At 31.5% G+C, this 13,209-nt stretch carries 12 protein-coding genes; 9 read left to right on the plus strand and 3 right to left on the minus strand.

Features of this window, described 5'->3' with window-relative positions; genetic code table 11:
- The first annotated feature begins 51 nt into the window (after positions 1-51).
- From ACVCZW_RS04445 to ACVCZW_RS04480, 8 genes are all read left to right on the plus strand, one after another.
- Positions 52-1,293: a CIS tube protein gene (locus tag ACVCZW_RS04445; protein WP_452231739.1), complete on the plus strand. Its 1,242-nt coding sequence runs from the start codon at positions 52-54 to the stop codon at positions 1,291-1,293.
- A 171-nt stretch (positions 1,294-1,464) separates the two neighbouring features.
- Positions 1,465-3,084, plus strand: coding sequence for an adenine deaminase (ade, locus tag ACVCZW_RS04450; RefSeq protein WP_452231740.1), 1,620 nt, complete (start codon positions 1,465-1,467; stop codon positions 3,082-3,084).
- Entirely contained in the window at positions 3,084-4,040 is a 957-nt protein-coding gene (locus tag ACVCZW_RS04455) for a YheT family hydrolase (protein ID WP_452231741.1), read from the plus strand. Before ade ends, ACVCZW_RS04455 begins: the two co-directional genes overlap by 1 nt.
- A gap of 233 nt (positions 4,041-4,273) precedes the next feature.
- Positions 4,274-6,748 carry an ATP-dependent Clp protease ATP-binding subunit gene (locus ACVCZW_RS04460; protein WP_452229067.1) on the plus strand — a complete coding sequence of 825 codons (2,475 nt, stop codon included), beginning with the start codon at positions 4,274-4,276 and terminating at the stop codon, positions 6,746-6,748.
- 63 nt (positions 6,749-6,811) lie between these two features.
- Positions 6,812-7,258, plus strand: coding sequence for a hypothetical protein (locus ACVCZW_RS04465; protein ID WP_452229066.1), 447 nt, complete (start codon positions 6,812-6,814; stop codon positions 7,256-7,258).
- Between the two features lie 2 nt (positions 7,259-7,260).
- On the plus strand, positions 7,261-8,607 hold the full coding sequence (locus ACVCZW_RS04470; RefSeq protein WP_452229065.1) for a DUF5458 family protein: 1,347 nt from the start codon (positions 7,261-7,263) through the stop codon (positions 8,605-8,607).
- 73 nt (positions 8,608-8,680) lie between these two features.
- The gene (locus ACVCZW_RS04475) at positions 8,681-9,331 is read left to right on the plus strand and encodes a hypothetical protein (protein ID WP_452231742.1); all 651 of its coding nucleotides are present in this window, start codon (positions 8,681-8,683) and stop codon (positions 9,329-9,331) included.
- 2 nt (positions 9,332-9,333) lie between these two features.
- Entirely contained in the window at positions 9,334-9,738 is a 405-nt protein-coding gene (locus ACVCZW_RS04480) for a hypothetical protein (RefSeq protein WP_452231743.1), read from the plus strand.
- A 135-nt stretch (positions 9,739-9,873) separates the two neighbouring features.
- On the opposite strand, the gene ACVCZW_RS04485 is transcribed toward ACVCZW_RS04480, so the two are convergent.
- From ACVCZW_RS04485 to ACVCZW_RS04495, 3 genes are all read right to left on the minus strand, one after another.
- The gene (locus tag ACVCZW_RS04485) at positions 9,874-10,392 is read right to left on the minus strand and encodes a hypothetical protein (protein ID WP_452231744.1); all 519 of its coding nucleotides are present in this window, start codon (positions 10,390-10,392) and stop codon (positions 9,874-9,876) included.
- Positions 10,393-10,768: 376 nt separating this feature from the next.
- On the minus strand, positions 10,769-11,437 hold the full coding sequence (locus ACVCZW_RS04490; protein WP_452231745.1) for a hypothetical protein: 669 nt from the start codon (positions 11,435-11,437) through the stop codon (positions 10,769-10,771).
- 6 nt (positions 11,438-11,443) lie between these two features.
- A complete protein-coding gene (locus tag ACVCZW_RS04495; protein WP_452229060.1) occupies positions 11,444-11,950 on the minus strand; it encodes a hypothetical protein in 507 nt (168 codons plus the stop codon).
- Positions 11,951-12,147: 197 nt separating this feature from the next.
- On the opposite strand from ACVCZW_RS04495, the gene ACVCZW_RS04500 reads away from it, so the two are divergent.
- Complete coding sequence (locus ACVCZW_RS04500) at positions 12,148-12,918, plus strand: hypothetical protein (protein ID WP_452231746.1); 771 nt, start codon at positions 12,148-12,150, stop codon at positions 12,916-12,918.
- Positions 12,919-13,209: the final 291 nt, after the last annotated feature.

Below are 13,209 nucleotides of genomic sequence, written 5' to 3' on the forward strand. Positions count from 1 at the left end.
GGACTACAATCTATACACAGATTTTCACAATAAAATATTTTAAAAGGAATTATGGGAAGTCCAGAAAAACAAATTAAGGTTTTGATTTTTGCTTACAGCAATAGAAGCTTTTCTACATTGTGTAAATTACAACCAAACCCAATTTCACTACCCGTTAATCCTAAAGGGTTTTCTCAAAACTACCGATTAATAACCAACAAAATAACAATTAATTCGTATGTAGTGTCAGCCCCAAAAGAGTTAAAGTTGGATTTTATTTTGGATGGTACAAATACCATTGCTGGTTATACTTATAATTCCATTAATCATGCGGTTAAAGAGCAACTAGCCCTTTTTATGCACACGGTTTATTTTAAAAAGGCTAGTGAAAAGTACCCTCGGTTTTTAAAAATTAAATGGGGAGATAGTTTGGTGTTTACGGGAATTCTTTCCGATTTAAATTTAAACTATACCTTGTTTGAACCTAATGGCGATCCGTTGCGAATAGAAGTTAGCGCAACGTTTTCTAGTATTCCCAATACAGTAAAAAATGCAGAAGTTTTAGAAACAACATGGAATTGGGATCATCTAGTTTTAAATGATAAAACAAAGGAAGGATTAGAAGATGTATTAGATTGGATAGCACATAGCGCGGTGCTTTTTAAAGAATGGGAAATGTCTAATAAAATAAAACCTAGTTATTTCGCGCTATTTCATGGACCTCCAGGTACAGGGAAAACTTTAACAGCAACTTTATTAGGAAAGAAAACCAATCAAAAGGTATATCGAGTAAACCTATTTCGTATGCTTTCAAAATATATTGGGGAGACCGAAAAAAATCTAATGGAGGTGCTTCGTTTTGCTGAAAAATCGAATAGTATTTTATTTTTTGATGAAGCGGATTCACTATTTGGAAAAAGAACGGAAGTTGGAGATGCACATGACAGTTATGCAAATCAAGAAATTTCTTATCTATTAAATATAATGGAGAACTTTAAGGGCATTATCATTTTTGCGGTTAAGGATAGTATTCAAGACCCAGAAATTAGTCGGAGGTTTCAAGTAAAAGTGCCTTTTTTCTTACCTAATGCTGCCGAAAGATTTAAACTATGGCAAAATGCACTTCCTGAAAAAACGAAGCTAGATCCAAAAATAAATCTAGAAATGCTTTCTGAAAAACATGAATTGAGCGCAACAGAAATAAGGAATGTTATCCAATTTGCAAGCTTAAAAACAATTAAAGAAAAAGAAGAAAAGATTAGTGATACTTTGCTTGTTAAAGGAATTCGTCGGGAATATGAAAAACGTAACTAGCAGTTTTATTTACGGATTTTAGTAGACGTAAAGCAAGCTGCAAAATGGTTTAAAAAATAGTTCTGCTAAAACAAAATAAAGCTTCCGTTTTAATGGAAGCTTTTTTTTGTTTAATATTACATTTAATAAATTAGATTAAAGGATAAGATTCCTTTTTTCAAAGGAATACATATGAAATTACAAGGAAACATAGTAGACATACAAAACAAGAGAATCTATAAAGGAGAAATCACTATTACAGATGGTAAAATTGCATCTATCATAGAAAAGGAAACTTCTAGTAATCATTACATTCTTCCCGGTTTTGTAGATGCACACATACATATTGAAAGTTCGATGCTAGTACCAAGCGAATTTGCGAAACTAGCAGTACAACATGGAACCGTTGCTACCGTTTCTGATCCGCATGAAATAGCAAACGTTTTAGGAGTTCCAGGTGTGGAATTCATGATTGAAAACGGAAAAAAAGTGCCTTTTAAATTTAATTTTGGTGCGCCAAGTTGCGTTCCTGCAACTAGTTTTGAATCTGCCGGAGCAATTATTGATTCCGAAGGCATTAAAAAGCTAATGGAAAATCCAGATATTAAATATTTGGCAGAAATGATGAATTATCCTGGTGTTTTGTTTGATGATGAAGAAGTGCTTAAAAAAATAGCACATGCAAAAGCGAATAATAAACCGGTAGATGGTCATGCTCCAGGCGTTCGAGGAGAAGATATTACCAAATATATAGCGGCAGGTATTTACACCGATCACGAGTGTTTTACCTATGATGAGGCTTTAGAAAAACTGCAAAAAGGAATGAAAATTCTAATTCGTGAAGGTTCTGCAGCCAAAAACTTTGAAGCGCTAATCGATTTAATGCCAAAACATTTTGAAAATATGATGTTTTGTAGTGATGATAAGCATCCAGACGATTTAATCATATCACATATCAATGCATTATGTGCAAGAGCAATCGCTAAAAAGATAGATGTATTTCAAGTATTGCAAGCAGCATGTATCAATCCGGTGAAACATTATAATCTAGATGTTGGTTTATTGGAAGTTGGGGATGCAGCAGATTGTATTGTGGTAGAAGATTTAACCAATTTTAAAACGCTTCAAACCTACGTAGATGGGGAATTGGTGTATGACTTCGGAAAGGTCAATATTAAAGATGTAGCTTTTAAAAATCTGAATAATTTTAATACCGAAAAGAAGAAAGTTGAAGATTTTAAGTTTAATTCTTCAGCAGAAAAAATTCGGGTAATTGAAGCTTTAGAAGGGCAGTTAGTTACTAACGAAATCATTACGGAAGCTACCATTGAAAATGGAAACCTGGTTTCTAATACCGAAAATGATATCCTAAAAATGACGGTCGTAAATCGCTATAATAACGATAAACCAGCAATCGCATTTATAAAGAATTTCGGATTAAAAGAAGGCGCAATAGCAAGTTCTGTTGGTCACGATTCGCATAATATTATTGCTGTTGGTGTTTCTGACGAAGCGATTTGTAAAGCGGTAAATCTAATCATTGAAAATAAAGGCGGAATTTGTGCGATTAGCAATTCCGAAGAAAAAATTGTTCCACTTCCAGTTGCAGGAATTATGAGCGATCAAGATGGTGCCACTATTGGTAAAGATTACGCCGCTCTTGATAAAATGGCAAAACAATTAGGAAGCACGTTGCATGCACCTTATATGACTTTATCTTTTATGGCTTTACTGGTCATTCCAGATTTAAAATTAAGTGACAAAGGACTATTTAGTGGTACCGATTTTAAATTTACTAGTTTAGAAGTGTAATGCCAATACTTAACACCACATACAAACCACCCTTTTTATTTAGAAACGGAAATATTGCTACCATATATTCTGGACTAATCCGAAAAGTAAAAATCAAACAAACTCGGGAACGCTTAACGCTTAGTGATGGCGATTTTCTAGATTTAGATTGGAGTTATGCGAAAGAAAAATCCAACAAATTAGTGATTGTTTTACATGGTTTGGAAGGTAATGCGCAGCGACCTTATGTTACTGGTCCCGCAAAATTATTTAATGAAAATGGAGTAGATGCTGTTTGCGTAAATTTTAGAGGTTGTAGCGGAGAACCAAATTTAAAATACAGAAGTTACCATTCTGGTGCAACCGAAGATTTACACGAAATCATTCAGCATATATTAGAAAATAAAAGCTATTCCGAGATGTATATAAAAGGAATTAGTTTGGGAGCAAATATTACACTAAAATATTTGGGGGAAGGCCGAATGCTTCCAAAGCAAATAAAAGCAGCTATAGCTATTTCTGTGCCTTGTTTTTTAGAAGGTTCTGCTAACGAATTACACAAGCTAAAAAACAAACCATATGCAATCCGATTTAAAAAACACCTAGTAGAAAAATTAAAACCGAAGTTGCTTCAGTTTCCAAATCGAATCACCTCACAAGAAGTCGATTCTATAAAGTTGTTGAGAGATTTTGATGCCGTTTATACCTCTAAAGCACATGGTTTTAAAGATGCAACAGACTATTATACAAAGTCTAGTTGTCTTCAGTTTTTACCAAACATCAAAGTACCTACTTTAGTCATAAATGCTTTAAACGATTCTTTTTTATCTCCAGAATGTTACCCGATAAAAGAAGCAAAAAACAACGAAAATTTACATTTAGAAATGCCTAATTTTGGTGGTCATGTTGGCTTTATTCAAAAAGGAGCATATTACTATAATGAACTTCGGGCTTTAGCTTTTGTTTCCCAATTATAAAGGAGTTGCATTATCTATGATTTTTACGTGAAATAATATTAAAAATTAAGTTTTTGTAGCAATAAATTAGTGTAAATTTATTGTTTAAAAATCATTAAAAAGGATGAAACCAAAATAGTTGGTATTCTCTTAGATTATTTCTAAATTAGTTCCTCCTTAAAGAAATTATTTACCTGCATATGATGACTTTAATGTTTTTTAATCATTAAAAGTAATAAACAAACTTAATAGATATGTCCGATTATGTATTTTCCAATACACTAAAAGAAGCAATTCATATAGCACAAGCGGTTGCAAAAGAATATGCACACAAACAGTATGCATCTGCACATTTACTAAAAGCACTAATGCATAAAAATATAGGTTTGATTAGTTACTTAGATAGTATCGGTCAAGACGGTTATTATGTAGAAGAATGGGCAGAAGTACGACTAGAATCTTATCCGAAAACCACAAAAATTCCAGAGAATCCTTCTGGAGATAGTTCTGTGGAAGCTGTTTTGTATGAAGCAGACAATATTAAACTAAAATTAGGTTTAGAAGAAGTTACAGAACATTGTGTGCTTATTGCATTATGTACTCCAGGTGTTGGCTTTACTTTTGAGCAATTAAAATCATTTTCTTTAACACCAAATGAGATTATTGATAATTTGGGAGTGAAAGAAAGTACCTCGAATACTTCTTCTGGAAAAACGACTACTTCTAACCAAAATAAAGCGATAGGCACAAGTACACTTGCGCAATATTGTATTGATAAAACCTTAAAAGCTAGTAACAATGAGTTAGATGCTATTTCAGGACGGGAATCGGAAATAAAAATGATTGCTGAAATTTTAGGAAGAAGATCGAAGCCAAACGTATTAATTCTTGGAGATCCTGGCGTTGGTAAAACCGTTTTGTTTAATGGATTAGCCTATGCATCTGTAAATAATAATGTGCCAGAACATTTAAAAAGTGCTAGAATTTTTGAGTTAGATTTTATCAACTTAGTTTCTGGAGCAGGTTATAAAGGTGAAATTGAAGACCGTTTAAAAAAGGTAATTGAAGAGATTAAGCAATTTCCGAAAGCCATTTTATTAGTAGATGAAATCAATAATCTAACCGATAAAAACCAAGGAAATCAAGGTTTAGCCAATTTATTGAAATCGGAATTATCTAAAGGAGAACTTACTGTAATAGGAACAGCAACTAATGATGCTTTTAGAAAGCATATAGAAGTAGATGAAGGATTATCGCGTCAATTTGAAACGGTAAGACTGCTAGAACCGAATGAAGATGAGGCACATCGAATGATACAAAACACCGTGTCCTATTATACCGAGCATCATGATTTAGAAATTGATACGGAAACCATACAAGAGGCGATACGACTAGCAAAACGATATAATAAAGAAAGAAGTTTACCAGATTCTGCAATAGATTTAATCGATAGAACGATGTCTGCTGCAAAATATATGATTGAAACTTCTGTTGATGAAATTAATAGTATTCAAGAAAATTTAGAAGTACTAAAAAATAATAAAGAATTAAAAAAGGAAGCGGTTTTAAAAGAACAAATTTGGGAATACGCGTTAATGAAAAACAGATTAAGTTATTTGTTATTCGATGAGTTAGGGGATGAGAACCATTTTGAAAAAGTAAAGACGCCAAAACAAGGATTTACCGCTTTAGATAAAATTTTAAAACAGTTATTAGAAATTGCTTCACAAGAAAAAACGGCCATTAATAAAAATGATGTTGCTTCTACAATAGCAAATAAAACAGGAATTCCAACAGGTAAATTACAAGCCGACGAAAAAGAAAGGCTTCTTAATATGGAAGAAGTTTTACAACGAAGAGTGATTGGTCAAGACCACGCTATTAGTGTGATCACTTCGGCAGTTTTAGAATCGCGTTCTGGTTTAAGTAAACCAGGATTACCAGTCGGTTCTTTTTTCTTTTCTGGACCAACAGGAACTGGAAAAACAGAGTTAGCAAAATCATTGGCAGAATTTTTATTTCAAGACGAAAATGCTATTATTCGTTTTGATATGAGTGAATTTAAAGAAGAACATTCTGCAGCCTTATTATATGGAGCACCTCCAGGATATGTAGGGTATGAAGAAGGTGGATTGCTAGTTAATAAAATAAGACAAAAACCATATTCTATTGTTCTTTTTGACGAAATTGAAAAGGCACATCCTTCGGTTTTTGATATTTTTCTTCAAATATTAGATGAAGGAAAACTAAGTGACCGATTAGGAAAAGTAGGAGATTTTTCAAATGCAGTGGTTTTATTTACCTCTAATATTGGAAGTCAGCATATTGTAGAATCCTTTGATGAAGGAATTATTCCAAAATCTAATGATTTATTAGAAATAATGGGAAGCTATTTTAGACCAGAATTTTTAGGAAGATTAACTGAAATCATTCCGTTTTCACCAATAACCAAAGAAAATGTAGTGAAGATTTTTAAAATTCAATTAAAAGGATTGCTTAAAGCTTTAGAGAAACAAGAAATCACTTTAAATATATCTGAAAAAGCAATGACGCACCTTGCAGAAAAAGGGTTTACACCAAAATATGGAGCAAGACCTTTACGCGGTGTGATTAGAACAGACTTACGCTCGCCTTTATCTAAGATGATAATATCTGGAGAGATTACAAAAGGAGCAAAAGTTTCACTAGATATAGATGCTAAAAAAGAATTAAAGTGGCAATATAAATAAGTTGAAAAACTAATAATTTGCTTATATTTATCATTATTAAAGAATTAATTAAACCAAAATAATATGGATACTTACGGAATTGGTGGTACAGAAGTAAAAACAGATGCTAATGAAGCCATTCAAGAAATACCTCAAAACAGAACCCTCTTTGTTGAAAAATTAACACAAGATCAACCAATAAAGCCAGAAGTTGTAACAGGATTAAAAACGGTAGAAGAAGTTTTTGAACATTACAAGCCAGAAGTAGAAGTAGAGTTCGAAGACATGGATGGTGTTGGTAGAAAAGAAAACTTAAATTTTAAAAATTTAGGGGACTTTGGCGGAAAAGGAATTACAAAACAAAGCAAGTTTTTAAAAGACCTTAACACAGAAAAAGATCAGTATATTAAAATTGTAAAGCAATTAAAAACGAATAAAATTTTAAAAACTGCTTTAGAAAACCCGGAAGCAAAAGCGTCTTTATTAGAAGCTATGAGAGCATTACTAACAGAAATTGAAGAAAGCAAATAATTATGTCAAAAGCACAAGAACAATTTTCTCCAGTAGAAAACCCAGCACAGTATTTAAAAGAAAAGAGTGAGCAACTTGCTAAGTATGGCGGATTTGACCTGTTAGAATCCTGTATTGAAGGCGTTCAAAATATGAATCCAGAACGTAAGGCTCGTAAACGAATATTTCTTACCGAACAGGCTAAGAAAGAAGATAGAGAACAGCTTAAAAAAGTATTAGAGATTTGGTCTTCTGTTTTATCCGAATCGGATAGCATTCCAGAAATGGTAGAAGCTTCAGAAACGAAGTCGCAAACGGCTAATGATTCCTTAAAGAAAAACTTGCATAAGGCTTTAGAAGCTACCAATGACTTAGAGAGATCATATCGTTCTATGGCATTATTTTATAAAAATACAGAATCTGATAAGTTGAAAAACATATCGATAATGAATGCAGAACTAGAACAAGTTAAAGATCTAGATAATACGCGTTTTATTGATGCTGTAGCAGAAGAATTAAAATCTACTTATGACCGTTTAGATTTAAGAGATAATTACGGGTTATTAGTAATTCCTGGTTATTTAGGATCTAATAAAGTGGTTGAAAAATGGGCTAAAATTGCATATGAAAATAAAGCAATGTTAGTAACCGATTTTGAGCATTTAGATGAGCCAGATGATGTTATGGAAATGTTTGAAGCTGCTAATTTAACAAGTGGAGACAAATATAAGTCTAACGTAATCATGGCTTGTAACTGGTTAGTAGGTAGAGAAAAAGTAGATGAAGTGGGAGAGGAAGATGATTTATATGTGCCACCAGCAGGTGCTTTAGCAGGTAAAATATACCAAACCTTAATGTCTCAAGTTACTGCAGGTAAAAAGTTTGGTGGTATTAATGAAATAGATGGTGTACGTTTTGATCTTAAAAAGAGTGAAATTGCACATTTAGAAAAAATGGGATTAGTACCAATGGTTAATGAATACGGTAAAGTAATGGCATTCTCTGCTAAAACTTTATTTAATGGAGATAATCTAGGTTTACAAACCTATTCTGTAGTTAGAGTATTCGATTATGTAACCAAAGTATTAATGGATTTCTTAAACCGTCGTGCTTTTGAGAATTTTAATGCAAAAACTAGAAAAGAATTAATGGGACAAATCGTTAAGTTTTTAGATGGTATTACAGGACCGGATAAGCTTATTGAAGATTTCTCTATTAAAAGATTTGAACAAGATCCTAACCAGAAAGATCGTGTGTTTTTAGATATACACATGAAACCTTACTTTCCAGCCAAAAACTTTATGATTAAAATGGATGGTCAAAAAGGAGATGATGGTACAGAATGGGATGCAGATTATGAGCAACAATAAATCTTAAAATTCATAACCTCTTCTTATTCCTTTAAGAAGAGGTTTTTTTTTGTTAATTTTTAATCGTAAAAAAATGCCTTATTATACAAAGAAAACAGATAGAATGGATATTCATATCGAAGCAGATAGGAGTGCTATTTTAATAAAGCAGAAATGGCAATATACTTGGCTTAAAGATGCTACAAGTTCCGATTGGAATTATATTGAAAAGAAAACCTTTCATAAAAAAGTAGATAACCTTATTTGGAATAATTTGGGGAAAAGTTTTTATCTAAAAGTAACTGGTAATTCGGATTTTGCAAAACAATACGCAAAGGTAAAATGGGATGTTAATTTTGATATTGAATGGGTTTTAGAATCTCAACATTGGGAAGTTTTAGTAACAAAATATCCTTCCGGTTATATAGGAAATCCAACAAGTAGTGTTAGTTGGGGTAGTAAAAAAATTAACCTGGATACTAAAGATACCAGTTTAAGAAAACGTGTACTTGCTAGTAAAAGCTATTATCAATATCCATTAACGCATGAATTTGGACATGCCGTTGGAAACTCTATCTATGCAAGCAGTAATATGCATGGAGACGAATATAATCCGGCTAGTGCTTATTATAACGATAGGAAAAGCTTAATGAATATTGGTAATACATTAAAAGATAGACATCTAGATTATATTATTTCGCAATTGAATACGATGTTAAATGCTACAAAATTTTCAAAATATTAAATATGAAATTCTACTATATTCTACTTTGTGTTTTAATATTAAATTGTAATAAAAATACGGAAAATGCTAAAACTACTTTCCATGAAGAAGCTACGCTTAAAAAAGAGATTGTAATGCAAGAATTAGACTTTAATGATATAATGAAACTTAGTAAAAAGGATGCTGTTGAAAAATATGGTGCCCCAAATAAAACAGAAACAGAGGTATTAGATAATATGCACGGAGAATTTTATAATAACATTCAAGATGCTTTTATTGATAGTACTGTTTTACCTGAATTCATTCAAATTGAAGGACTAACCTGGTCCAAAGATGCTATAAATAATATTACTGTTTGGTATCAAATATTAGAAGAAAGCAGTGCGCCCAAAGCCTCTTTGACTTGGGATAAAAAAGCTGAATTTTAATATTTATTCATTAAACTGAATAGTTTCGTAATTACCAGATAAAGCTATCGTTTTTATAAGTTCTTTTTTTATGGATTGCATTACTTCTTCTGTAACCGCAAAGCTATTAGTGAATATGAGATAGATTGCATCTTCTTAGTATACCCAAATCCAGTTAATTGTTTTAAAATAGATTTCTTTTTCTTTATAATTTTTTAGACTTTCAAAAACAGATTTTGCTTTTTTTACACTTGGATATTGCCATTGTTCTATGGTAATATAATTGGCAACTAAGTTATCTTTTGGTGTGATAAATGAATAGTATTTTGTTTCTATATCTAGAAAATTCTTATTATCAAAATCTCTTGCCAATGTATTAATGAAATCTTTAGACTTATAAATATCCATGAATTCTTCAAATTCATTTGGATGTTTATCAAAAGGATACGCTTTATATTTTAAGAGTAAATTTTTTGTAACCGAAGAAATATTTTCAGTACTTTCTTTAGCTTCTTTAGCTTCTTTAGCTAAAAAAGAAATGCTATAAACAGGTATTGCATTTTTTGTGCTTTCTACAATATCCAATGTAGTGTTTTTCTCTTCTACTTGTCTTGATTCGTTTTTACAACCTATAAGCGGTAAAAGAAAGAGAACGATATATACCTTATAACTCATGAATTTATATTTTTTCAATGCCGGTTGTTCGCCTTCTGCATTATGCATGCATTCCCAGCGCGCCAGCTGGCTCATTCGCTAAAAAGATCTACAAGACCTTTTTTATACGCTCTGTCCCTCAAATGATCTGCTAAAATATAAAAAGCTACCTAAATGAATAGATAGCTTTTACTGTTTAAATCTTTAGTAGAACTTACTCGATACGGCACTCGCTACAAACGAGCGCTAGCGGGGGATGATGGTACAGAATGGGATGCTGATTATGAGCAGCCGTAAAATCTATAATTAATATACAATTACACAAAGTAATTTAAATAAAAAGCACAGTAGAAAATAAATTTTTACTGTGCTTTTTTTATGTTTTAAATTTAAATTTTTATTCGTAAAATTGAAGTGTTTCGTAGTCTCCAATAGCTGAAGCTGTTTTAATAATTTCTGTTTTTATATTTTGCATGGCGCTTTCTTTTACCATAAACGCTGTAGAAAATATAAGATAGATTTTCTCTTTTTGATGCACCCAAATCCAATTAATGGTTTTAAATTTAATTTCTCTATCTCTATACGTTTTTAAACTCTCAAAAACTGATTTTGCTTTTTGCGTAGTTGGATATTGCCATTCTTCTACTGCAATGTAATGCGATTCTAGATTATTATTAGGCACTACAAAAGAATAGTATCTCGTTGAAATATCTAAAAAGTCATCATTTTTAAAATCTCTAGCTAACATTTTTAAAAAACTTTTAGAATCGTAATTCGTTCTAATTTCTTCTAGTTCATTTACAAATTTAAACGGATAAGTAATGTACTGCGATTGCAATTTTTTTGTGATTATAGAAAGATTTTCTAATGTTTTTTGGCTAGTATCTTTCGTGTAGGAAACGCTGTAAATAGGTATAGAATCTTGCTTGTTCTTTAATGATTTTTCAGGTTTTGTGGTGTCTACATTTAGTTCGATATTTGGATTATCGTTGACATCGTTTTTTATCTCTTTTTTACAACTTAGCAGAAGACAAAATATAATAATAATTTCTATTTTAAATTTCATAAATTTCTATAACTTTTTAAGTGCCGGTTTTTGGGCATACATATAAGTAATTTTTACAAACCTACCATTACTAACTTCATCTAAAGTATTACAATCGGCTAATTCTAATATTAAATTATTAAATTTTGTCCATTCACCATAACCACATATTTCAATGCAACCAACAGAACCATATCCTTCATCTAAAGGTCTATCAGGTCCTTTATGTACAAAAAAACCAGCATAGACTCTCCAAGCTTTTCCTGGCATAGTAGTTATATTATCCCATTTTAAGGTATACGATTGTGCATCTTGTAAACCTACCATGTGCGCATTAATTGTTTTGGTTCTTTTAACACCAAAACGTATAGCTTTAAATTTGGTTTCAATAATATTTCCATCTTTATCTGTACCTTTTACTTTTACAATATATAAGGGTACTTCATATCTAATTCTATCTGGTCTATAATCATAGCTAGTTAATTTAGCTATACCATTTTTTGAATTGGTTACTGTAACAAAAACTTTGTGCATTTTATCTTTACGTTTTTGAAGTTTTAAATTGGATTTTAAAAATTTCTAATTGTACGAATTAATTTACTAATTTATAAAATAACCTATCAATAGATAGTTACGTTTTTATTTTTAATTGAAAAATTTGACGTGTGTCGTTAACTTTAAATGTTTTGTTTCATTAAAACGGTAATGTAACCTTTAAGAGTGAAATAAAAATGACGCCATTACAATACAAATCGCAGTATCTTCATTTAAGAGTTCTGGAGAGATTATTACAAACTACTCCAGATCAAGATAGTCAAATAAGAGCAACTACGATTAGTATAAGTAAATATAGAAGTGCTAGAAACACTACAAGTACTAGAACTGCTGCAAGTTCTAGAAGTGCGATCGAATCTGCAATAAATGTAATGGAGAAAACGAGGGTTATTGGTTTAATTAGACAAACAGGTAATAATGGATTAGATCGCGAAGCGGTTTCTAAATGCTTTCATGGAAAGGGCAGTGTTGCAGATTGTCAAAAAACATTAACTGCACTTGTAGCTGTGCATGCTACAGATCATTTACAGTCTTATTGTGATCGATATTTAGGAACAGATTGCTCAGGATTTGTGAATAGTTATTTTAGTAGTGTACATGGAATGCCTGCAAAAGCGATACGTTTTTATTTTACTAGAGGAAGAAGGAATCAAAGAACCAGTTTTAACGCTTTTAGAAATAACGATGTATTAATATGGTGTGATGTTTATGGCAATACCAATGATGCTAATGAAAAAGCAGAACATATAGCAATTATTAATACCGTAAGAGGGATTAGCACCAATGAGTTACAAGCTTTGGTTGTAGAATCTACAGGAACATTTGGCTTGGTACATTCTTATTACACTTTCTTTAATACGCGAATACCAGAGGTTTATAGAATATGTAGACCATTAAAACCAGGTATAACAAATTATGTAAAAGTGGTACCTGCGCTTTTGCAATAAAATGATGTTTTAAGAATTTTAATAAACTTTACGTTTTCAATGATGCTTCATACAACCTTGGTGTTTGTAGTGATTTTACAAAGGGTGAATGATCTTTTTATTGTTTTTTAGTTTGAGCTCTTCTTGGATTATGAAATTTATACTTTATACGCATACCTTAAAAATACAAAAAGCTACCTAAAGGAATAGATAGCTTTTGTTGTTTAATTCTTTAGTAGAACTTACTCGGTACGGCAATTTTTACAATTAGCGTTAGCGAGTGTATTTGTGTTTTTATATAGTTACAAACTT

This window comes from Lacinutrix sp. MEBiC02595, from assembly GCF_053601555.1.